Below are 23,421 nucleotides of genomic sequence, written 5' to 3' on the forward strand. Positions count from 1 at the left end.
ATTGCGGTGGAATAGTTCCTAAAAATGCCTGTTAAAGGCCAAAATAGGATCTATTTCACCGCACCTCATAGAGGGGCCGCGCTCTGCCCTACTCCTGGGTGACCAATCGGTAACCGATACCCACATGCGTTTGGATATAGCGCGGATGCGCGGGGTCGGACTCGATCTTCTTGCGCAGCGTGCCCATAAAGACGCGTAGGCTCGCCAGGTCGCTCTTAGTCGCCGTACCCCAAATCTCGTTCAGGATAAATTGGTGCGTCAGCACCTTGTCGGCATTGTGTGCCAGCAGGCAGAGCAACTTGTACTCGATCGGCGTCAGATGCAGCTCCTCGCCATCCATCGTGGCGATGCCGGCATCAAAATCGATATGCAACTCGCCGGTATCGAACGAGCCCTCGGAAGCAACACCGCCCGCCTGCGCATACGAAAGGCGCCTGAGCGTCGTGCGAATGCGCGCGAGCAGCTCCTCGACCGAAAACGGCTTAGTCAGGTAGTCGTCGGCGCCGGCATCGAGCGCGCGGATCTTGTCCACATCCTCGCTGCGTGCCGAAACCACGATAATCGGCATGCCCGACCACGCGCGCACCGACTCCACCACCTTGACGCCGTCCATATCGGGCAGGCCCAGATCGAGCAGCACAATGCTCGGCGCCTGCGACGAGGCGGCGGCGATGGCGGCGTGAGCGGTCTCCACGGCCATATGGCGCAAGCCGTGCGCCTCGAGCGCGGCGACGATAAGGTTGCGGACGGCGGGATCGTCCTCAACGACCAAGATGAGCGGTTTCACGGCAGAGTTCGGCACAGCGCTACTCCTTATCAAACGAAATATCGGCGGCGGGAAGCTCAATCGTAAAGACAGAGCCGTGCGGGGCCGCCGCGGCAACCTCTATGCTACCGCCATGTGCCAGCGCAATGGAGCGACAGAGCGAAAGCCCCAAGCCCACGCTGCGGCAACTGTCGGCTAGGCCATGGTTGGCGGTGTAGAACGACTCAAAGATTCGCTCGCGGTCCTCGGGCGCAATGCCCGGGCCATCATCAGCAACCGAGCACGCCACGCATCCATCATGGACGCCAATCGAGATTACGACATGCGAGCCCGCAGGCGTATAGGTGATGGCGTTGTTCACCAGATTGACCACCAGCTGCACCATCAGGCGCGCGTCGACGTTGACGAGCGCCGGCTCATCGCACGCCACTACCTTAAGGTCGTGCTCGCGCACGGCCGGATTTACGTGACGCAGCGCCTCCTCGACGATATCGTCCATGAGCTCGAGCGTGGTCGACAGGTGCATGCCGCCGCCCTCGAGCTTGGTGATGGCGAGCAGATTCTCGACGGTAGCGTTGAGCCACAGCGCATCCGAGCGAATGGATAGGAGCATGCCGCGGCGTGTCTGGTCGTCGAGCACGGCCGTGCCGGTCGAGCCCTGGTCGAGCAACACGTCGGCATTACCCGAAATACTGGTAAGCGGTGTGCGCAGATCGTGCGAGATGGAGCGCAGCAGGTTGGCGCGCAGCTGTTCGTTTTTGGCGAGCACCGCCGCCTCCTCGCGGGCCTCCATGGCGCGGGCGCGGTCGAGCGCCAGCTCGCCTTCGCTCACGATGGCATCGGCAAGCGTCCGCTCCTCGTGCGTCAGCACGTCGGGCTCGGCAACGATAGCCAGCACGCCCACCACCGAGGCGGGATCGCCCGCGCGCACCATGGTGTCACCCGAGCGCACGGTCAGGTATATGCCGTAGAACGCCGAGCCACCATAGGTGGCATCGAGCGGCGTTCCCACATAAGCGGATGCCGAGAGCCGCGGCGGCATCTGGGGCGCCAACTGGTGCACCGGCGCGGCATCGCCCACGGCCGTGTACGTCGCGCGCGGCAGCAGGTCATCGTCGTCGGCATCGGCGCTATACCACACGACCGGACAGTCCGAAAGACGCGCCAGCTGCGTTGCCATAGCGTGCACAATCTGTTGCTGATCGGCGCAGCGCTGCAGCATACGGTTGGTCTCGAGCACCATCTGCGTGCGACGGTCGCTGGCGGCAGCCTGCGCCAAGGCGCGGCGCAGGGCCAGCGCGATCGAGCTCGACACGAGCGAGACCGCAAACATAATGAAGAACATGCCGGGATAGACGCGGTCGATAAACGACAGCGAGCAGCGCGGGTCGACAAACAAGAAGTTGTAGAGCGCCACGGCGGCAGCCGAGCTCAGCAAGCAATACAGGCGACTCCAGGTAAAGAATGCGCACAGCTGCACGGCGAACACATAGACGATCATGATGCTCGGCGCGAGACCCGGATGGTCGAGCAGCGCGCCCACAATCGTCGCCGCGACCAGCAGCCCCGCCGATACGCAGGCGTCATACAGAGGGCTGCGACGCGTCAGCGTTGTACGCCGCCACCAAAAGTTCTCGGCAATATCGCCGTCCGCATGGACGTCCATCAGCGCCCCGCCCCTCTCTCAAAAACAAAAACCACCACAAAGGGGACAGGCACCTTTGTGGTGGTTTCCCCTCGTGGTGGTTCCAAGTGTATAGCCTTTGCAACCTGCGGTCGCTAGACAAACAGCACGTGCGCGAGCAGTGCGCACACGCACGCCGCGACAAACACCAGCGCCACGACCGAAATCACACGATCGGCCATGTCCATGTTGGCCCGATTCGTAAAGAACCGATCTTCGGCGGCGTCGACGCGTGCCTCGCGCACCAGCTCGGCCGCAAGATCGCGACCGTCAAGCGTCTTTGCGTCCATGGTTTTCTCCCCAGACTCATTTCCCGTCATTGCAAACCTGCCCGTTCACAGTCAAATCTCAGGTGTCGATTACGGGCGCTCGTTGGGAGCCAGACGCTGCATCTTGCTCACGGCCTTAAACTTGGTGAACAGCGGCACGTACTCAAAGTTCACGTTGGAGTTCTCCAGGCCGTACCAGCGCGCAGGCGTGCCAGCGGCGCGGCGGATGATGTACTTGAGCGTAATGGCCGTACGCTCGCTCGGCTCCACGTCGCTTTCGGGCGCCAGAAGCTTGCGGATCATAACGAACTTGAACGTACCGATGTTGCCCGGATCCTTGTAGACCGAGTAGTCATGCGTCTGCGGCGGCAGCTCGCCGCTGGCTGCCAGATCCTGAACAACCTGGCGCAGATAGGCGTTAACGCGCTGGTTGATCTTGTAGCCCAGGTACAGATGCACGCGGAACACGTAGTCGGTGCCGAACGTCTCGACCGAGTAGGCAAAGGTATGCGGCTCGTCCATGGTCTCGACATTCACGAACCACCAGGCGCGAGCGCGCTTGGGGTGCTTATCCAGGATGGAGTAGACGATATCGCGGTCGATATAGTCGGTGTTGGTGTCCTTGGTCAGGTACACGATATTGTCGCTCATGAGCTCGTAGCGGTCGTCGTCGCGCAGGCGCTTGAGCTGCGGCAGGTAGCTGCGCAGCGGCAGCAGCGTAAACTGGCGCTGCTCGACCGCCGTGCCGTTGTACCAGCACACCATAATGCTCATGATGAGCGCGGCCATAAGGATGGTGAAATAGCCGCCGTGGAAGAACTTGGTGAGCGAGCTCACAAAGAAGAAGCCCTCGAGCATGAGGAAGAAGACGGCAAAGATCCACGGCGCAACCTTGAGCTTGCGCTCCACGTGCAGATAGAAGAAGAGCAGCAGCGTCGTGCACATCATGGTCAGGGTAATAGCCAAGCCGTACGCAGCCTCCATGTGCGCCGAGTTCTGGAACAGCAGCACCACGATAACGCAGCCCACGAGCATGACGTTGTTGACCATGGGGATGTAGAGCTGACCCTTGGTCTCGGCAGGATAGAAGACCTGCATATGAGGCATGAGGTCCAGGCGGCTGGCCTCGGACACCAGCGAGAATGCGCCGGTGATGAGCGCCTGCGAGGCAATGATGGCGGCGATGGTGGAAAGGCCGACGGCAAAGGGACGCAGGCTCGGGGTGAGCATCTGGTAGAAGGGGTTGAGGTCGGCGATGCCCATGAGCTCGGGGTTGGCAGCGTTGTTGATAAGCCACGCGCCCTGACCCATGTAGGACAGCAGCAGGCAGCACTTAACGAACGGCCAGGTGGCGTAGATGTTGCCGCGGCCCACATGGCCCATGTCGGAATAGAGCGCCTCGGCACCGGTGGTGGCGAGGAAGCAGCTGCCTAGGATCATGATGCCCGCATGGTTGTTGGGGCTCAGCAGAAAGCCGATGCCGCGCAGCGGGTTGAGGCACAGCAGCACCGCGGGATGCTGGAAGACAAAGAACAGGCCCGTACCGCCCAGGAACAAAAACCACAGCGTCATGATGGGGCCAAAGGCGTGACCGATCTTGGCCGTGCCGATGCGCTGCACCAAGAAGAGCGCAATGATAATGGCAAGCGTGATCGCGACAACGCGACCCTGGTCGTCACCGAGCACGGCGTGGACCGCCGGGATGGTGCGCAGGCCCTCGATGGCAGTGGTCACGGTAACGGCAGGCGTCAGGATGCCGTCGGCGAGCAGTGCCGCGCCACCCAGCATGGCGGGGATGATGAGCCACTTGCCGCAACGCTTGACCAGGCTGTACAGGGCAAAGATACCGCCCTCGCCGTGGTTGTCGGCGCGCAGCGAGATCAGCACGTACTTGACGGTCGTCAGCAGCGTGACCGTCCACACAACAAGGGAGAGCGCGCCGAGCACGAACTCCTGCGTGACGCTTCCGATGCCGCCGTTGCCGGCAACGAGCGCCTTGGTTACATACATGGGGCTGGTGCCGATATCGCCGTACACCACGCCCAGCGTGACGAGCATCGCCGAGATGCTCACAGGAATCGCAGCGTGAGAAGCTGCCTCCTTGGCCTTTTGTTCCATAAGCCGGTTTCCTCCCAACTTTAATGTTCGAAGGGATTATAGGTAATCGGCCCATGTTTGAATGGCGCCGTTTTCCCAGCTAGATAAACATTTATACGGCCTTTAGGCCACCACGGCGATATGGAATGTGACAGAGGGACTTTCCCTTTCTCACATCGCCGCATTCGTTACTTGCCGAGCCAGTTTTTGAACCACCACTCCATGGAACGGCTCATCTCGGCCATAAAGGGGCTCGTGTGCTTGCGGGTGTAGATATCCACCACGCGCTCGCCCACCTCGCGGGCGTGCGGGCGAAACATCGCATCCATCTCGGCCACCTGCGCGTCCATGGTCGCGGTATCGGCGCGGCAGTAGCGCTCCTCGTGCACCAGGTTCACCACGGGATGCGCGATTGCCGGACGCTCCTTGCGGGGCGTGCCGATGATGAGCATCGACAGCGGCATGGTATAGGGAGGCAAGTCCAGCAGCGAGGCGACTTCCTCGGCATTCTCGACGATATCACCGATGTAGCAGCTCCCCAGCCCCAGGGCCTCGGCGGCGACCACGGCATTTTGCGCGGCGATCACGGCGTCCTGCGCCGCGATGGCAAAGTCACCCAGACCCGGTGCACGACGGGGCGCCTTGCCCGTGCGCTCGACAAACTCGGGCTTAAAGCAGCCCACGTGCTCAAACAGATCGATCCACTTGGCATAATCGACCACAAATATGAGTGCCCAGGGCGCCTTGGCGATCATGGGCTGATGATCGCACAGGTCGGCGAGGCGGTCCAATGTGGCCTGCTCGCGAATGCTCACGATGGAATACATCATCATGGCGCCCGCCGACGGCGCGCGACTCGCCGCATGCAAAATCGCCGCCCGCTGCTCGTCAGTCACCGCCACGGGACGGTCGTCGTCATCACGCGCGAAGGCACGCGTAGACGAGCGATGCTCCAAGATGTCCAGCACTGTGTTGCCCGTAGTCTCGACCGGATAGCCGCACGTATCCACGCCCGCAGCTCCGCCGCAGTACTCGGCGCCTGTCATACAAACCTGCTCGCTCATCGCCCTACCCTCGCCATTTCTTTAAGAAGCCTTTACGTTTCCGTGTAATTCCCGTCCATTATCGCGCAGGTCGCCACTACATTGCGCCACACCGCCACACGTGCGCGTTAATATGGCTGGTTGTGCGCAGCCACCAATTGCAGCGCATATCTTGCTAACAATCGGGTGAACCCCCGCTTTCGTAGGTTTTAAGTTTGTGAGGAGTCTCAGCATGTTCGCAGCCGCCATCTCGCTCGTCGGTCTTGCGGCGACCATCTACCTTGTCTTGCGCGAGGCCAAGGCCATTCGCGCTCAGTCGGGCACCGTTGCCAAAAGCGCTCTTGGGTGGAGCGTCGTCTTCGGCCTGTTCCAGCTCTTTTTGACCATTTGGGGCGCCATTGGCCTCGTCGCCCAAAACGAGCCGCTCGCCTTTGTGATGCTCATCCTGACCAACGCCATCCTTACCGGCTGCGCCTGGGCCAGCATCGCCCGCGACCGCATCGCCCCGCGCGTCTTTGCGTTTGCCGGGCCCGACGCTCCCGCCCCCACCGGCAAGCTCGCCCGCCTGCGCGGCGCCTTTGTGGGCAAACCGCTCGTCGCCGCCGTCCTGTGCCTGCTGCTCGCCGGCGTCTTTGCGCTGCTGGGCATGGAGGTCTCGTCCAACCACGACTTTACCTGGGTCTATCCCCTATGCATCCTGCTCGAGTGGGCCATCATCACCGTGCTCATGGTCGGCCTGTTCTTCCTGTTCCAGCGCCATGGCGCAGCTCCGGCCGTCCTGGCCTTTGCCCTCTTTATCCTGGGCATTGCCGAGTTCTTCGTCATCACGTTTAAATCCATGCCCATCCAGCCGGGCGACCTTTCGGCCATCTCCACTGCCGCCGCAGTCGCCGGCAACGGCTACACCTTCTCCATCTCGCTGTTCTGCGTGCTGTCCATGGGCTTTACCGCCATCGCCATGCTGCTATGCGAGTACGCCGGCCTAGTGGCACCGCATCGTCAGAAGGGTACCGCCAACGCCAAGCGCATGCTGCTCACCAACCTGCTCGTGGCGGTGCTGTGCCTGGGCGGCGTTACCGCACACGTCACGCTCATCGACTACTACAACACCCTCGGCATCACCGTCTACACCTGGCGCCCGCTCGAGAGCTACTGGCGCGAGGGCTACCTGCCTGCCTTTATTAGTGCGGCACAGTCCATTAAGCCGCCCAAACCCGCCGACTACTCCGTCGACGATGCCAAGGCCACGCTCAAAAAGTACGCCAAGGCCTACGACAAGTCCAACGCGGCCAAGAGCGACGAGCGCGCCGCCGCAGAGGAGCAGTTCGACAGCGAGAAGCCCACGGTCATCGCCATCATGAACGAGACCTTCTCGGACCTGTCGATCTATCAGAACATGCGCGCCGGCTACGAGGGTCCGCAGCACTTTAAGAGCCTGTCCAACTGCCTCAGCCGCGGCAAGCTCTATGTAAGCGCCTACGGCGGCGGTACCGCCAATACCGAGTTTGAGTTTATGACCGGCAACTCCATGGCCAACCTGGGCTCGGGCGTGTACCCCTACACCATCTACAACATGGAAACGACTGGGAACCTGGCAGAGCAGTTCAAGTCGCTCGGATATTCCACCACGGCCATGCACCCCAACCACGCGACTAACTGGAACCGCGAGAACGTCTACAAGGACTTTGGCTTTGACCAGTTCCTGTCCATCAACGACTTCCAGGGCGCCGATACCCTACGCGGCATGGTGACCGACCAGGCTACCTACGACAAGATTCTTGAGCTGCTCGACCAGAACGCCGATCCGCAGTTTATCTTCGACGTGACCATGCAGAACCACTCGGGCTACGACACGGGCCTGCTGCCGGTCGACAAGCAGCTGCACCTGAACATCGACACGACCGACCTGGACACCAAGACCGTCGAGGACGGTACGCTCTCCGATGTCGACGAGTATGTTTCGTGCATTGAGCAGTCCGACCAGGCGCTGCGCTACTTCCTTAACGCCTTGAGCAAGCTCGACCGCAAGGTGGTCGTGGTGTTCTGGGGCGACCATCAGCCGTTCTTCCCGTCCAAGTTCAACGATAAGTGGTTTACCGGCGAGGACGACGCCACGCACCAGGAGCGCTTGTGGCAGACCGATTACATCATTTGGGCCAACTACGACGTTGCCGGCTGCGACCAGACGAGCGAGGTCGACGACCTGTCCACCAACTACCTGTCTACCCAGCTGATGCAGCTGATCGGCGCCCCGCTGACCGACTACCAGAAGGCGCACATGACGCTGCGCGAGTCGCTGCCCGCTATCAACTCCGTGGGCTACGAGGACGCCAGCCTGCGTTGGGCGCTTTCCTCCAACGTCACCGGTGACGACGCCGCTGCCGCAGCCGCCACCAAGGCGCGCGAGGATTACGCCAAGATGCAGTACTACGAGATGTTCCGCGACGGCAAGAACGTGTACACCGAGCACTTCCAGACCGAGGCCAACGAGACCGACCCCAACCTGGCACCGGGAACAACCAAGATTAAGTAGCGGGTCGCTCATAACTGAAACGTCTGTCCGGACGGAGGCATATAAGGTTCCCTGCTCGGACAGTCCTGCGCAAGACGGAGGCCACATTAAGTGGCCTCCTTTGCGTGCGGAACTCGCGATGAGCCTTATATGCCTCCGCCCGGACAGACGCCCAGTTGCTGGAACGCGGCTTGTCATCGGGGTGATGGAAAATGTCGCCCCAAACGCTTGCAGTGGTTGCGTCCACAAGTGTCAAGAAAAAGCCTCGAGAATCTCGAGGCTTTCACATTTGTATTGTTTTGCACGAAGGACCGCGAACGGCGAAGCTACTCTCCCAGCACGGCCTTCTTGGCGGCTGCAGCCATGTTGTCCAGGTCTTCCTTGGTGGGATGGTCCTTCGCGGCAACCCAGTTGTCGAGCAGCATCTTAAATCGGACGTTATCGGGATCTTGCTCGAGCATGGCCTCGTAGCGCTGCTTGACCGCGGGGCCCATCTTGCCCTGGCACATCGCCCAGCCCGCAAGCTCGGCATCCCCAGCCAAATTGGAAGTTACGCGATCAATAATCTGCTGGTAATAGCTCTGGTCGGCCCCAAAGCCGCAGGTGCCAAACAGGAAGACGCGCTTACCGTGCAAGGCGGAGAGCAACGCCGCGACCGAAGGCGTGCACGCGCCCTTGTCACACCAAAAACCGACGAGCACCGTGTCGGCCGCGCAGGCGCCCTGCGCCTCGAGCTCAACCTGATCTGCGTCCGCATCGTCGCTCAACGCCGCAGCGTGGACAAACTCAACGCCCGCAGCCTGCAGAGTGCGCTTGATCGCACCCGAAACCATCCTGGTATTACCGCTCTTGCTGTTAACCACCAAAGAGCACGTCGTAGTCACGTTGCCTCGTTTCCCCCGAAACTCGAGCCATTAATGCAATTTGTTAGAAGCATATCTTAGTACTAACGGCGCAGATGTAAACCATCTGCCGCTAATCGGTATTCCCTACTGGGCGAATTGGCTGCGGTAGAGCTCGGCATAGAAGCCGCCTGCCGCTATCAGCTCGTCGTGTGTGCCACGCTCGATAATCTGGCCGTCGCGCATGACCAGAATGCAGTCAGCGTTGCGGATCGTCGACAGGCGGTGCGCCACCACAAAGCTTGTACGGCCAGCCATGAGCTCGTCGAATGCCGCCTGCACCTGCAGCTCGGTGCGCGTATCGATGCTCGAGGTCGCCTCGTCCAGCAGCAAGATCGCCGGGTCGGTGAGCATGACGCGCGCGATGCACAGCAGCTGCTTTTGGCCCTGGCTAAATGTGCCGCCGTCCTCGCCGATCACCGTATCGTAGCCGTCGGGCAGCTGCACGATAAACTTGTGCGCATGCGCACGCTTGGCGGCTTCGATGACCTGCTCGCGCGTGGCGTCGGGACAACCGTACGCGATGTTATCCGCCACCGTGCCCTCGAACAGCCAGGTGTCCTGCAGCACCATACCAAAGGCGCGGCGCAGGCTTGCGCGCGTGTAGTCACGCGAAGACTGGCCATCGACCATGATGCGTCCGGCATCGATATCGTAAAACCGCAGCAGCAGGTTGATGAGCGTCGTCTTGCCGCAGCCTGTGGGGCCGACCAGGGCAAAGCGCATGCCGGGTTTGGCCTCGATGCAAATGTCCTGCAGCAGCTTGCGGTCGGGCACGTAGCTAAAGTCCACATGCTCAAAAGTCACCTCACCCTGCGGGGCAGCAAGTTCCACGGCATCCGCCGCATCGGGCTCCTGCTCGCACGCATCGAGCAGCGCGAACATGCGGCGCGCCGAAGCATACGCCGTCTGGATCTGCGTAATGACGTTGGTGACCTCGTTGAACGGCTTGGTGTACTGGTTAGCATAGGACAGGAAGATTTGCACGCCGCCCACCGTGAGCGCCGCGGGCACGCCCGTGATCACGCCCACGCAGCCGATCACAGCGACCACGGCATAGATGATGTTGTTGATAAAGCGCGTGCCGGGGTTGGAGAGCGAACCCATAAACTGCGCGCGCTCGCCCGCGGTGTAAAGCTCGGCATTGAGGGCATCGAAGCGCTGCTGGACGTTGGGACCATAGGCAAAGGCGTCGACAAGCTTCTGCTCACCCACGTATTCCTCGATATGACCGCCAAGCTGACCCTGAATGCGCTGTTGAGCCGTAAAGCTCTTGTTGGAGAGCTTGGCGATGGCGCCGGCGGCAAAGATGGAAAGCGGCGTGACGAGCACCACCACGAGCGTCATGGTCAGGTTAATGGAGAGCATAAACGCAAGCGTGCCCACGATGGTGATGACGCCGGTAAAGAGCTGGGTAAAGCCCTGCAGCAGACCGTCGCCAACCTGGTCGACGTCGTTGACCACGCGGCTCATAAGGTCGCCGTGGGCATGGCTGTCGATAAAGCCGAGCGGCATGCGGCTGAGCTTATCACTCGCCTCCACGCGCATGTCACGCACCGTCTCGTAGGATAGGCGGTTAACGCAGTAGCCCTGCAGCCACTGGAAGGCCGCGGCTCCCACCACGACGAGCGCGAGTTTGGTGACGAGCGGCAGCAGTGCGTCGAAATCCACCTGGCCCGCGGCAACAATCAGGTCGATGCCCTCGCCAATGAGAATAGGTGTGTAGAGCTGCAAGATAACGGAAATGGCGGCACTCACAAACGACGCCGCAAACGAGACGCGGTGCGGGCGAACATAACCCATCAGGCGACGGGTCACCGCGCCCACGGGATAGCGCTCAGGGTCGCCGGGCTGGCGCGGGCCGTCACCCAGGTCGTTGAGCTTGTCGTTGCCGGACACATTGGCCGTCATCGTGGCGACCGAACCGGAAGAAGTATACGGATTCATCTAGCAGCCCTCCTTTGCGCAGACGGATGCGGGAACGGTTGGGGCGGACGTGGGCGCCGCACTCCTCTGCTGGCCCTCGAGCTCCTCGCGGCGCAGCTGCGACTGGCAAATCTCGCGATAGAGCTGGCAGCTTGCATACAGCTCGTCATGCGTGCCCAGACCCGCGACCGAGCCGTGGTCGAGTACGCAGATCATGTCGGCGTCGCGCACGGTCGAGACGCGCTGGCTTACGATGACGGTCGTCAGCGGCAGCCCGCCCTCGGCGGCACCGCGCACGCTGCGCTCGCGAATGGCATGGCGAAGCGCCGCGTCGGTCTTAAAATCGAGCGCCGAGGCGGAATCGTCCATGATCAGGACCTGTGGCGAACCCACCAGGGCGCGCGCGATGGTCAGGCGCTGGCGCTGGCCACCACTAAAGTTCTTGCCGCCCGCCTCGACCGGGGCATCGAGCCCCTGCAGCTTGTTGCGCACGAACTCGCTGGCCTGCGCCATATCGAGCGCCGCCCAGAGCTCCTCGTCGGTTGCCGCCTCGTCGCGCCAGGTCAGGTTGCTGCGGATGGTGCCGCTCACCAGCGACGCGCGCTGCGGTACGGTCGCAACCACATGGCGCAGCTGATCGAGCGGCCAAGTGCGCACGTCGGTACCCATCACGCTCACACTGCCGGTGCCCGCATCATACAGGCGCGGAATAAGCGAGACGAGCGTGGACTTGCCGCTGCCCGTGCCGCCGATGATTCCGAGCGTCTTGCCCGGCGGCAGCTCCAGGGTCACATCGTCGACGGCATTTGCCGCGCCCGCGCCAAACGAAAAACTCGCATGGTCAAAGCTCAGTGCGGGGGCCGGGGCGCCACTTGCCAGGTCACCCGGCCTGGGCAGCGCGACCTGCTGGTTGTCCCCGTCCGTGATGCTCGGCACGCAATTGAGCACCTCGTTGATACGTGACGCACTGGCGCTCGCCTTGGTAAAGACCACGACCAGGTTGGCGACATACACGATGGAGGTGAGGGTCTGCGTCATGTAGTTCACAAACGCCATGACCTGGCCCTGCGTGAGCTCACCCACGTTGACCTGGATGCCACCCACCCACAGGATGGCGCACACGCCTAGGTTCATCACCAAAAACGTGACGGGGTTGAGAATCGATGAGAGCTTGCCCACCGCGATGGCAGTATTGGCCTGGTCATCGGCGGCTTGGGCAAAGCGCTCACGCTCGTGGTCCTCGCGCACGAAGGCGCGAACCACGCGGACGCCCGAAAGACCTTCGCGGCAGATAAGCGCGATGCGATCGAGCTTTGCCTGCAGCTGCTTGTAGTAGGGAATGCAGCGCGCCATGACAAACCAAAACACCAGGCCAATGGCGGGTGTGCAAATCAAGAAAATCACGCCAAGCTTAAGGTCGATGGCGAGGGCCGCGCACATAGAGCCCACCGCCAAGAAAGGCCAGCGGATGAGCATACGCACGCCCAGCGCCACGGCGAGCTGAACTTGGTTGACGTCGTTGGTAATGCGCGTGATGAGCGACGGCGTGCCGAAGCGGTCGAGTTCGGCATAGCTCAGCTTGTTGATGTGCTCGTAGAGCGCACCACGGATATCGGTGCCCATGCCCTGTGAGGTGAGCGCCGCCATCTTTTGGCAGACGAGCGTAAACGAGATGCCGATCACAGCCATGGCGCCAAGTACCATGCCGTAGTGGATAACGGCATTCACGTCGTGCGAGCCAATGCCCTTATCGATCATCTGGGCAATCACCAGCGGCGTCAGCAGGTCAAAGATCACTTCGATCAACTTGCACGCAGGGCCGATCACCATATATCGGCGAAACTTACCACCAAAACGCCTGAGCAACTCAATCATGTATAGGCGCTCCCTATCATCATCCACATTCAATTCGAACCATGATAGTACCGCCACCCCAAAAGAAGCGTAAACAACTCGTCATTTCTAACGGGATTCAGTTTTCAGAGGAGCATACGCGCACACCCAGCCAGTGGCGGGCCAATCGCTTGGTTTACTTACATTAGTGCTACCAAGTTAGTCGCCGACCCTTGAAATGAGGTGCCGAGATGAACGACATTCTCGCGAGAAGAGCAAGACGAACAACCTTGGGCATCGCCCTTTCCGCGGCACTTATCGCGGGAATCGCCCCTGCAACGGCGATCGCGGCGGAAACCAGCTCCCCCACCGGTGCAGTTGCCTTGCAGACGGAAGACGCGGCCGCCGCAAAAGAAAAAGCGTATGCAGCCATGCAGGAAGCGCTCAAAAACCTCGAAGCCGCAAAAGACGCCGCAAGTCCCGAGAAACTTGCGGAAATCGATGATGACATTGCCAGTTTTCAAGAGATCCACGACATGGTGGTGACGGAAGCCGCCAAACGGAGGGAACCCCTTCCCGCCATGCAAGCGAACGTCGATGCAGCCCAAGCCAAATACGATGAGGCCCACAACCGGACAAGCGGCCTTCAGGCAGAATTAGATAAGGTACTCAAGGAGCTCGGCGACGAGGCGCCCAGCACAGCTATTAAGGAGCATATTAAGCAGTTGCGCAGTGAGATCATGGCGGCAAAAAGGCGAGAAGAATCTTGCGAAGATGATCTTCACCGCTACCAACGCCGGCTCGAAAGCCAGGAAAAACAGGTTCAGTATTTCGAAAGTGAGGCAAAGGAAGCTAAAGCCCACATCGACGAGGACATAGCCAAGCGAAATGCACTCCTCGGCGATTTGGAAAAGGCGCAAACGGCCTATGACGACGCCTGCAAAGCATACGAAGAGGCGAAAGCCGCGGCAGACAAGGCCACCTCGCCCGAGATAACGAAACCCGCCGAGACGACAAAACCCTCCAGCTCAGCGCAGCCGGCCGAAACGGCACAGCCCGCCAGCTCGCCCGCGACCGGCAAATACGCTCCATCGAGCTCCACCAAGCAAGCAGATACGACCGCCGGCAAGCTCGCGAACACGGGCGACACAGCACCGAGCGCAATCGCACTCGCAGGAATCACCGCCGTAGGACTCGGAATAACCACCGCAGCCACACGCCGCATCAAGAACTCAAAATAGCTGCCAGAGCATATCGCTCCCACCAATCTACAAGCCCATAGACAAAGAGGCCCGTTCCCCCAACCAAAACCAGAGAAACGGGCCTCCTTACTTGTAAAAACAGATGGCAACGCCGCCGTCTCTTGAACCACGTAGCCATTGATATCTTGGCGCAGTCAGCGAGCGCCATCCAGAGCGAACAAGTTGGCATGAAAAAGGCAAGGCATAGACCTTCTGGTCATGCCTTGCCTTTTGAATGACAAATTGTCGCTCTGGGTGGCGCGCAGCGTCGAGCATTGCGCGGTTTGGTAAAACCGCGCAAAAAGAAAGCCCGTGCGCTCGATGGATCCGGATGCCCGACAGAGGCTCCTTATGGCTGCTTCCTTCCGGACCTGACCAGATTCGGAACATGTCGTCATCCGAATCCATCGAACGCGCTAGGCGCTCGGTATATCTTACCTGCTCCCGCCCGATGGGGCAAGACAGCTAATTTGGGACGGGGCTTTTTTGACTACTTTTGACTGGTGGGTAGTCAAAAAAGCCCCGTCCCAAAATGACTACTTTTCTAGATGCGGCCAAGGTCGTAGGCTCGCGCGGCAGACTCGCCGGCGCAGATGAGGTTGGTTGCGGCTTCTTGCGGATCGAGTGCCCGCTCCAGGTCCATGGGCTTGCGACAGATCGGCAGGACAAGGTCGATACCCTGCTCGTACACCGCATCCAGGTTGTCGGCACGACCGCCCACGACGGCAACAACCGTCTTGCCATAGCGCTTGGCACGGCGGGCCACGCCCACCGGCGCCTTACCGGCGGCGGACTGCTCGTCCATATTGCCCTCGCCCGTTATGACCAGGTCGACATCGCGTACACGTTCGTCAAACCCCACGAGATCGAGCACCGTCTCCACGCCCGAGCGTAGCTCCGCACCGAGCGCCAGCAGCGCGGCGCCCAGGCCGCCGGCGGCACCTGCGCCGGGCACGCCAAGCACCGAGCCAAATGTCCGTGCGCCCTCGGGTGCGCGCAACAACCCCTGGGCTCGAGCCTCGACAATTGCCGTATCGAGCAGACGACCGTAGCCGACCATCCAGCTGTCGCACCTGCTCAGCGCCTCGGCGTCACCCGTCGGCAAGCCTTTCTGCCCGCCAAACACCGCCAATGCGCCCCGACGCCCCACGAGCGGATTCTCGACATCGGAAAGCACCACGACACGCGCACCGTTCAGCGCCCGAAGCGCTGGCGCCAAATCAACGCTCGCCACCCGCTCAAGGCCGGCAAGACCGGGGGCGACATCGCAGCCCTGGTCATCGACCACACGCGCGCCCAGCGCCTGCAGCATGCCGGCCCCACCGTCGTTGGTAGCACTGCCGCCCAGACCAATATAGATAGTCTTTGCCCCAGCACGGACTGCGCGAAGCATGAGCTCGCCCACGCCATAGGTCGAAGCCGCCAACGCCGCCGACTCCGTACAGGGCGAATACCCAATACCCGCCGCCTCGGCCATCTCAATAACAGCCGACTCGCGCTCGCCGTCCACCAGCATCCGGGCAGACACGCGTTCGCCCAAGGGACCTGCCACCTCGCAGGCCGAGAGCTCACCACCGCATGCGGCGATAGCATCGAGCGTTCCCTCGCCACCATCTGCCAGCAGCAATGTGCACACCTCGGCATCGGGCCAAACGCGGCGCATGCCTTCGGCAACGGCCTCCTCTGCCTGCGCACTCGACACGCTACCCTTAAAGGAATCAATCGCCAGCAGCACACGGCGGGGCCGGCGGCATGCGACACCAAAATCGACCGCCTCAACGGCAATATCTTCGGCACACGCGAGTGCCTCGGCATGAGCGGCATGCGCCTCAAGATCGGCCCCACAACCGCAGCCAGCACCATCGGTGCCACGCAGCCCACTAAAATAGCTGCTCAACACCTCACGACACTCGTCTGCCAGCACGCCGGCCGTCACGTTAAACCGATGGTTCAGGCGCGAATCGGCATTCAGGTCATACAACGAGCCCAAGGCGCCCGCCTTGGCATCAGCCGCGCCATACACGCAGCGCCCCACGCGCGCGTTGACCATAAGCCCCGCACACATGCAGCAAGGCTCGAGCGTCACGTAGACCGTGCAATCGGAAAGGCGCCAGCGACCGAGCGACTGAGCGGCAGCGCACAGGGCCGCGAACTCTGCATGCGCCGAAGGGTCCTGGTCGAGCTCGCGACGATTATGCGCCCTCGCGACGATCTCGCCCGCGCGCACCACTACGGCTCCGATGGGCACCTCGCCCACTGCCGCGGCAACGCACGCCTCCGCCAGCGCCTTGCGCATGAACTTCTCGTCGATTTCGGTGATCGTCATCGTTCGCCTTCCCTGTTGCAAATTCAAAACGATGCTATCATTACGACTCACGGAGAGATGGCAGAGCGGTTGAATGCGGCGGTCTTGAAAACCGTTGAGCGCGAGAGCGTTCCGGGGGTTCGAATCCCCCTCTCTCCGCCACTTTTAGCGATGCACCGGCGTCATGGTCCGCTCGAACAGCGCATCGACAACGTCAGCCATCTCGGAGCGACGCTCCAGATCGTGACCCGATTCCCACCACATAGTAAAGAGCCGAATAATGCCGCCGGCGACAAACTCAGCCGTCGTGTCGAGCGGCACGGGCGCAAGCGCGTCCTCGTCTAGCGCACTCATCACACGCTCGCGGATAGAGCGGGCAATGCGATCGCAAATCATGCTGGTCAGCATGCCCGACATGCTGCTCGCCAAAATGTTGTCCATGAGCTGCTCATGGGCCAGAATCAGGTCCATGGCGTCGGTGAACACCTCGTGGCGAAGCACGCGCACGTCGTCGGCCGACACCGTGCCGCCCTCGCCAGCCCGCTTTTGCGGCAAACCCGACATAAGCTCATCGATATAAAAGGCAAAGTAATCGTTCTTGTCGCGAAAGTGCTTGTAGAACGTCGTGCGGCGAATCATGGCGCGGTCGCACAGCATGGCAACCGTCAGGTCCTCAAATCGATGCTCCTCGAGAAGCTCGGTGAAGGCATCGAACAGGGCGCGGTAGGTTTTCTTAATGCGAAGGTCCACTGGTATCGCCATCCTCAGGGTAAAGACAACACTCGTCAATCTGTCGCATATCTTACACCTGTACCTCGCGCGCTTTGCCCCGGTGCCAACCCCGCCGAAAACTTAACGCTTACCGGAAAGTTCGGCACGACAAAACGTTGCGGGTATACTAGTAGCGTTATACCAACGGCAGCTGGCGCATGCCGCCGCGGCCATTCGAAACGGAGACATCATGCTTCCCGTCATCATCGGCATCGTTGTTGTTATTGTGATTGTCTGCGCCATCGCCGGCATCTACAACAACATGGTCACCAAGCGCAACCGCATCGATAACGCATGGCAGAACATCGATACGCAGCTGCAGCGCCGCAACGACCTGATCCCCAACCTAGTCGAGACCGTCAAGGGCTACGCCAAGCACGAGCAGGAGACGCTCTCCGCCGTGATCAGCGCGCGTAACACCGCCGTCAAGGCCACCACACCCGAGGCCAAGATGGAAGCCGACAACGTGCTGACCGGTGCGCTGCGCCAGCTCTTCGCCGTAGCCGAGGCCTATCCCGACCTTAAGGCAAACACCAACTTTACGCAGCTGCAGGCGTCGCTCGAGGATACCGAGAACAAGATTAGCTATGCACGCCAGAGCTACAACGACTGCGTGCTCAGCTACAACAACGCCATTCAGACGTTCCCGGCTGTCATCTTTGCCGGCATCTTCCAGTTTAAGGAGCGCCAGGGCTTCGAGGCAGCTGAGGCCGCCCGCCAGACCCCGACCGTCAAGTTCTAAACAACAAGGCAGAGTCTTAAGCCAGTTCATCAACCCTTTGGGACCCAAGGCACAAACCTTGGGCCCTTTTCGTATCCACGCACAACGCGCGGCCAAAAGGCCGGACGCCATCTTTATTCAGATTAATTGTTGCCTGTTGCGACAACGTCGTTCCCGCAGAGCGGAGAGCAAGTTCCCTCCCGGCGCACTCCGCAGAACGCAAGAAGCCCTCGCCGCACGAAGTGCGCAGCGAGGGCTTCTTGCATGTCCGAGAACGCGCCGGGAGGGAACTTGCTCTCCGCCCGAACAGGAAAGGATAATTACGCGACGGTGTAAACCCAGTCGTGCTTATCCTCAACAGCACCAGACTGGATGCCCGTCAGGGTCTCGCGGAGCTTCTTCATCACAGGGCCGATCTCGGTGTAGCCAGCCGGGAAGGTCACGGTCTCGTCGGCGCCGTAAACCTTGTTGTCGATCTCGCCGACCGGAGAGATGACGGCAGCGGTGCCGCACAGACCGCACTCAACGAAGGTGCCGGCCTTGACCTCGGCCCACTCGACGGGACGCTGGTCGACGGTCATGCCCAGATCCTCGGCAACCTGAACGAGCGAGCGACGGGTGATGGAGGGCAGGATGGAGTCGGTGTGCGACTGCGGAACGACGAGGGTGCCGTCCTCCTTCACGAACAGGACGTTCGCGCCGCCGGTCTCCTCGACATAGGTGCGGGACTCGGAGTCGAGATACAGGTTCTCGGCATAGCCCCCGCGATGGGCCTCCATCGTGGGCTTGAGGGACATGGCATAGTTAAGGCCGGCCTTGATGTTGCCGGTACCGTGCGGTGCGGCGCGGTCGTACTCGGAAACGCGCAGCTTGACGGGCTTAAGGCCACCCTTAAAGTACGGACCGACCGGGGTCACGAGAATACGGAACGTGTACTCAGGAGCGGGAGCCACGCCGATCACGTCACCGGAGCCGATCATAAACGGACGCACGTACAGGGTTGCACCGGAGCCGAAAGGCGGAACCCAGGCGGCGTTGGCAGAAACGACCTGCTTGACGGCCTCAACAAACTTGTCCTTGGGGAACGGGGGCATCTCGAGGCGCTGGGCAGAGTTATACATACGCTCGGCGTTCATGTCGGGACGGAAGCAGACGATGCTACCGTCCTCGGCGGTATAGGCCTTCAGGCCCTCAAAGACCTCCTGGCAGTAATGGAAGATGCCGCCGCACTCGGAGACATGCAGGGTGTGGTCGGTGGTCAGGCCGCCCTCGTCCCACTCGCCATCCTTCCAATGGGCCTCGTAGCTGTAATCGGTCTTCATGTAGCCAAAGCCAAGGCTACCCCAATCGATATCCTTCTTCTCGACAGCCATATGTCGCTCCTTACATACACAGTTGCATACTCGCGAACCCGCACGCAAGGACCGAGGCCGACCGCGTCGCAACGTCGCACGCCCGGAGCGTAGAGCCGGACGGGACACGCGAACAGCATCAAAGCCGATGGCACGTCGATTCGCATGCACGAGATTGTACTCCCCGCATGCGTTGGATAAAACGTTTTTCTTTAACTAACTAAAGTATTTTCATTTGACCGAAGCAAAGGGCCCGCCACCGTAAACGGTGACGGGCCTCAACGGCACGGTTTGCGCGCTGGCTCGAGCTACGTGTTCTTTTTGCCCAGCTTAGCCTTAACCAGACCGACCACAGTCGGGATGATCGACACGGCAACGATACCAACGATTAGCAGCTCAAAGTGCTCCTGCACAAAGGGAATGCCGCCAAAGAAGTAACCCAGCAGCGTAAAGACCGTCGACCAGGTGATACCGCCCAGCACGTTATAGATGACAAAGTTACGCCAGTGCATGCCGCCCATACCGGCGATGAAGGGCACAAAGGTGCGGATAAACGGGAAGAAGCGACCCAGGAAGATGGCCAGGTGGCCCCACTTGTCCAGGAAGTCCTCGGACTTTTTGATACGCTCGGGCGTCATGGCCTTCACCTTGCCCGAGGCGATGATCTTTTGGCCAAAGAAATGACCGATCATAAAGTTGCACTGATCGCCCAAGATGGCAGCCGTCCATGCGACGGCCAACAGAGCCACGATGTTAAAGCCGCCGTTGTGGGCAAAGAAGCCCGAGGCAAACAGCAGCGAGTCGCCGGGAAGGAACGGGAAGAACACCACGCCCGTCTCGATAAAGATAATCAGGAACACGCAGCCGTACGCCATAAGCGGGCCGGCGGCGATCCAGCCGGCGATCGCAGTGCGCGGATCCTTAAGCAGCTCGGCGATAAAATTGATGAAACCCATGAAGTAAAACCTCTCAGTTGTGGGCGCGGACACGTCCAAGTTGACCAGTATACGGTTACGACACGGCCACGCACACGACCTTACAAAAGCGTGACTTCATTACCAGCAAGTTTGCATAATTGACACCTGTCGCGCAAAGCAGGCAAGATTGCCCTTTCTAATCCCTAGCTAATCGCTATACTTTATTGAATTGCATTGTCGCGGCGCTAAGGGAGGGCGGCCGGTGAGCTTTATCAATACCATTCGCGAGGACATCAAGACCGTCCAGGCACAGGATCCCGCTGCGCAAAACGGCCTGGTCATCTTCCTCTCCTATCCCGGCCTACACGCCAAGTGGAACCACGTACCCGAGCACTGGCTCTGGGAGCACGGCCATCGCTCGCTCGCCCGCGTGCTCTCGCAAATCACCCGCCATATCACTGGCGTCGAAATTCACCCTGCCGCGCAGATTGGCAAGCACTTCTTTATCGACCATGCCATGGGCGTCGTCATCGGCGAAACCGCCATTGTGGGCGACAACTGCGTACTCTATCAGGGCGTCACGCTCGGCGGTACTGGCAACGAGACCGGCAAACGCCACCCAACGCTCGGCAACAACGTCACCGTGGGCACGGGCGCCAAGGTGCTCGGCAACATCCGCATCGGCAACAACGTCAAGATCGGCGGCAACTCGGTCGTCGTCAAAGACGTGCCCGACAACTGCACCGTCGTGGGCGTGCCGGGACGCATCATCAAGCGCAACGGCTGCCGCGTGTTCGAGGAGAGTTTCGACGCCAAGCAGCATCGCGAGTACATGCCCGATGACGCCGCCGAGCAGAGTGCCCTCAACCGCCAAGGCATCACCGAGAACGCCCGCCGCGTCAAAGAACTCGAGCGAGAGGTGGCGGAGCTCAAGGCCCTCGTCGCCAAGCTCGTGGACGAACGCTAGGGCTGCGGACGGTACAGACCCGCATCAACGCAAGAAGGCGCGCCAGGGAATCAATCCCCCGGCGGGCCTTCTTTTCGATGTGACAAGGGGACTGTCCCTTTGTCACCTTAGGCGAACTGACTCAGATAGAGGTCGGCGTAAGCGCCCTCGGCTGCGAGCAGCTCCTTATGTGTGCCCTGCTCGATAATGTTGCCGTGATCCATGACCAGAATCAGGTCGGCATCCACGATCGTCGACAGGCGATGCGCGATCACAAAACTGGTGCGCCCGCGCATGAGCGCGTCCATGGCGCGGCCGATGGCAAGCTCGGTGCGCGTGTCCACGCTCGACGTCGCCTCGTCCAGGATGAGAATCGCCGGGTTGTTGAGCAGCACGCGTGCAATGGTCAGCAGCTGGCGCTGGCCCTGACTAATGCTCTCGGCATCGTTGGCCACCCGCGTGTCATAACCCTGCGGCATGGTACGCACAAAGAAGTCGACCTGCGCGGCGCGCGCAGCCGCCACGATCTCGTCGCGCGTCGCCTCGGGACAGCCGTAGGCGATGTTCTGCGCAATCGTGCCATCAAATAGCCAGGCGTCCTGCAGCACCATGCCAAACTGCTGGCGCAGCTCGCCGCGGTCCATACGGCTCGTGTCCACGCCGTCGAGCGTAATGCGGCCACCGTCGATCTCGTAAAAGCGCATGAGCAGGTTGATGAGCGTAGTCTTGCCCGCGCCCGTGGTTCCCACCACGGCGATCTTCTGGCCCGGCTCGGCGGTAAACGACACGTCGCGCATAAGCGGCTTGTCGGGCGAATAGCCAAAGCGTACATGCTCAAAAGCGACGCGACCCTCAACGCGACCCGGCAGCTTGGCGGCCTCGTCCGGCAGCGGATCGGCCTCCATCTCGGGCTCATCGAGCAGGTCGAACACGCGCTCTGCGCTCGCCAGCGCGCTCTGCAGCGAGTTAAAGGTAAACGACAGCTGCGTCATGGGTTCGGACGCCTCGTAGATAAACTGGAAGAACGCCTGGAACACGCCGACGGTCATGTGACCGGCAACCAGCATACTGCAGCCCACCAGCGCGATCACGATCTGCGCCAAACGGCCGATAAAGCGCACCGCAGGGCCGACGGCGTTAATCATAAAGTCGGCCTTGGCACTCACGCGCGCCAGCTCGCCCGAGGCTTCGTGCACCTCGGCAGAACTCTGGCGTTCGCGGTTGAACGCGCGAATCACCAGACGGCCCGAGTAACCCTCCTCAACCGCGCTCGTAATCTTGGAGACCCATTCCTGGCGCTCACCGGTTACGTCATGCGTGCGGTGCGAGACCACCTTGGTCACCAGCAGCGATACCGCCGTAAAACCCAAAAAGATCAACGTGAGCCTAACGCTATAGACGAACATCATGATGATGGCGCCCGTCACGGTGCCGATCGACATCAGCAGCTGCAGCAATCCGCGCTGCATGCTCTCGGACATCTTGTCCAGGTCGTTGGTCGCGCGGCTGACTACCTCACCGGGGCGATGCGCATCAAAGTAAGCGAGCGGCAGACGGCTGAGCTTTTGCGCGATGCGGTTGCGCAGGCGCAGGTTGAGGCGCTCAGCAACACTCGACATCAAAAAACTCTGCAGTGCATAGAACGATCCGGCGGCCGTCCAGATTAAAAAGTAGATGAAGATGGTTCTGCCGCAGCTCTCCCAGGTGATGTTGAAGGTGGTGTCGTTGGCAAACGCCACCTGTATATGGCCCCACAGCTCGTCGATAACATGAGCGCTATATGCCGGCGCGGCGGTGTTAAAGATGACGTAGAACACAATGCTCACGAACACGATATAGAAGCGCCAATGGTCGCCGGTAGCCTCGTTCCACAAACGGCGCACCGTCGCCCAGGTATCCCGAGGCGTCTCGTCCTCGTCTTCGTCATCCACGTCGCGCATGCGCTCTGCCTCGGCGCGGGCACGCTCATCCTCGGCTCGTTCGTTTTCCTCGTACAGCGCTTGGCGACGAGCCTCGCGCTCGGCCGCCGCCTTGGCGGCATCGTCCAGCTCGGGTACCGCGGCAGCCGTTTCCTCAACCAGTCCCGCGGCAGCGGCGTCATCAACGCCGCCCTGCTTCTTGAGCTCCTCGGTCATA

The 23,421-nt window shown here is 61.0% G+C and carries 17 protein-coding genes, 1 tRNA gene and 1 other RNA gene; 5 read left to right on the plus strand and 14 right to left on the minus strand.

Annotation, left to right across the window (positions count from 1 at the left end):
• Window positions 1–88 precede the first annotated feature (88 nt).
• From DXD94_RS08500 to DXD94_RS08520, 5 genes are all read right to left on the minus strand, one after another.
• Window positions 89–802 carry a response regulator gene (locus tag DXD94_RS08500; protein WP_199407131.1) on the minus strand — a complete coding sequence of 238 codons (714 nt, stop codon included), beginning with the start codon at window positions 800–802 and terminating at the stop codon, window positions 89–91.
• A gap of 4 nt (window positions 803–806) precedes the next feature.
• Window positions 807–2,432 carry an ATP-binding protein gene (locus DXD94_RS08505; RefSeq protein WP_117763810.1) on the minus strand — a complete coding sequence of 542 codons (1,626 nt, stop codon included), beginning with the start codon at window positions 2,430–2,432 and terminating at the stop codon, window positions 807–809.
• Between the two features lie 113 nt (window positions 2,433–2,545).
• Window positions 2,546–2,740: a hypothetical protein gene (locus tag DXD94_RS08510; protein WP_117734879.1), complete on the minus strand. Its 195-nt coding sequence runs from the start codon at window positions 2,738–2,740 to the stop codon at window positions 2,546–2,548.
• 69 nt (window positions 2,741–2,809) lie between these two features.
• Window positions 2,810–4,837, minus strand: a complete 2,028-nt coding sequence (locus tag DXD94_RS08515) for a KUP/HAK/KT family potassium transporter (RefSeq protein ID WP_117743449.1) — start codon at window positions 4,835–4,837, stop codon at window positions 2,810–2,812.
• Window positions 4,838–5,004: 167 nt separating this feature from the next.
• The gene (locus tag DXD94_RS08520; RefSeq protein ID WP_117763811.1) at window positions 5,005–5,880 is read right to left on the minus strand and encodes a nitroreductase family protein; all 876 of its coding nucleotides are present in this window, start codon (window positions 5,878–5,880) and stop codon (window positions 5,005–5,007) included.
• Window positions 5,881–6,091: 211 nt separating this feature from the next.
• Between DXD94_RS08520 and DXD94_RS08525 the strand changes: the two genes are divergently transcribed.
• Window positions 6,092–8,392, plus strand: a complete 2,301-nt coding sequence (locus DXD94_RS08525) for an LTA synthase family protein (RefSeq protein ID WP_117743447.1) — start codon at window positions 6,092–6,094, stop codon at window positions 8,390–8,392.
• A 305-nt stretch (window positions 8,393–8,697) separates the two neighbouring features.
• Here the strand turns inward: DXD94_RS08525 and bilS are convergent, their stop codons facing one another.
• The 3 genes from bilS to DXD94_RS08540 form a co-directional block, all read right to left on the minus strand.
• Window positions 8,698–9,255, minus strand: coding sequence for a flavodoxin family protein BilS (gene bilS / locus DXD94_RS08530; protein ID WP_233505103.1), 558 nt, complete (start codon window positions 9,253–9,255; stop codon window positions 8,698–8,700).
• A 105-nt stretch (window positions 9,256–9,360) separates the two neighbouring features.
• Entirely contained in the window at window positions 9,361–11,220 is a 1,860-nt protein-coding gene (locus DXD94_RS08535) for an ABC transporter ATP-binding protein (RefSeq protein WP_117763812.1), read from the minus strand.
• Window positions 11,221–13,074, minus strand: a complete 1,854-nt coding sequence (locus DXD94_RS08540; RefSeq protein ID WP_117763813.1) for an ABC transporter ATP-binding protein — start codon at window positions 13,072–13,074, stop codon at window positions 11,221–11,223.
• Between the two features lie 209 nt (window positions 13,075–13,283).
• Between DXD94_RS08540 and DXD94_RS08545 the strand changes: the two genes are divergently transcribed.
• Window positions 13,284–14,273, plus strand: coding sequence for an LPXTG cell wall anchor domain-containing protein (locus DXD94_RS08545; protein WP_117763814.1), 990 nt, complete (start codon window positions 13,284–13,286; stop codon window positions 14,271–14,273).
• A 315-nt stretch (window positions 14,274–14,588) separates the two neighbouring features.
• Here DXD94_RS08545 and ffs read toward each other — a convergent pair.
• Both ffs and tadA read right to left on the minus strand, forming a co-directional pair.
• An RNA gene (gene ffs / locus DXD94_RS08550) (signal recognition particle sRNA small type) lies at window positions 14,589–14,684 on the minus strand.
• Between the two features lie 133 nt (window positions 14,685–14,817).
• Entirely contained in the window at window positions 14,818–16,599 is a 1,782-nt protein-coding gene (gene tadA, locus DXD94_RS08555) for a tRNA adenosine(34) deaminase TadA (protein WP_117763815.1), read from the minus strand.
• 51 nt (window positions 16,600–16,650) lie between these two features.
• Between tadA and DXD94_RS08560 the strand changes: the two genes are divergently transcribed.
• Window positions 16,651–16,740: transfer RNA gene (locus DXD94_RS08560), tRNA-Ser, on the plus strand.
• A 3-nt stretch (window positions 16,741–16,743) separates the two neighbouring features.
• Here the strand turns inward: DXD94_RS08560 and DXD94_RS08565 are convergent.
• Window positions 16,744–17,328 carry a TetR/AcrR family transcriptional regulator gene (locus DXD94_RS08565; protein WP_117734871.1) on the minus strand — a complete coding sequence of 195 codons (585 nt, stop codon included), beginning with the start codon at window positions 17,326–17,328 and terminating at the stop codon, window positions 16,744–16,746.
• 211 nt (window positions 17,329–17,539) lie between these two features.
• Here DXD94_RS08565 and DXD94_RS08570 point away from each other — a divergent pair, with 211 nt between their 5' ends.
• On the plus strand, window positions 17,540–18,091 hold the full coding sequence (locus tag DXD94_RS08570) for a LemA family protein (protein WP_199406608.1): 552 nt from the start codon (window positions 17,540–17,542) through the stop codon (window positions 18,089–18,091).
• Between the two features lie 299 nt (window positions 18,092–18,390).
• Here the strand turns inward: DXD94_RS08570 and DXD94_RS08575 are convergent, their stop codons facing one another.
• Window positions 18,391–19,443 carry a branched-chain amino acid aminotransferase gene (locus tag DXD94_RS08575; RefSeq protein ID WP_117734869.1) on the minus strand — a complete coding sequence of 351 codons (1,053 nt, stop codon included), beginning with the start codon at window positions 19,441–19,443 and terminating at the stop codon, window positions 18,391–18,393.
• A gap of 287 nt (window positions 19,444–19,730) precedes the next feature.
• Window positions 19,731–20,378 (minus strand): DedA family protein, encoded by a 648-nt coding sequence (locus tag DXD94_RS08580; protein ID WP_117763816.1) that lies wholly within the window; start codon window positions 20,376–20,378, stop codon window positions 19,731–19,733.
• A gap of 223 nt (window positions 20,379–20,601) precedes the next feature.
• Between DXD94_RS08580 and cysE the strand changes: the two genes are divergently transcribed.
• Entirely contained in the window at window positions 20,602–21,306 is a 705-nt protein-coding gene (cysE, locus tag DXD94_RS08585) for a serine O-acetyltransferase (RefSeq protein ID WP_117717063.1), read from the plus strand.
• Between the two features lie 107 nt (window positions 21,307–21,413).
• Here the strand turns inward: cysE and DXD94_RS08590 are convergent, their stop codons facing one another.
• The gene (locus DXD94_RS08590; RefSeq protein ID WP_199407130.1) at window positions 21,414–23,420 is read right to left on the minus strand and encodes an ABC transporter ATP-binding protein; all 2,007 of its coding nucleotides are present in this window, start codon (window positions 23,418–23,420) and stop codon (window positions 21,414–21,416) included.
• Window position 23,421 lies beyond the last annotated feature (1 nt).

It is taken from the genome of Collinsella sp. TM10-22, from assembly GCF_003466125.1.
GTDB lineage: Bacteria > Actinomycetota > Coriobacteriia > Coriobacteriales > Coriobacteriaceae > Collinsella.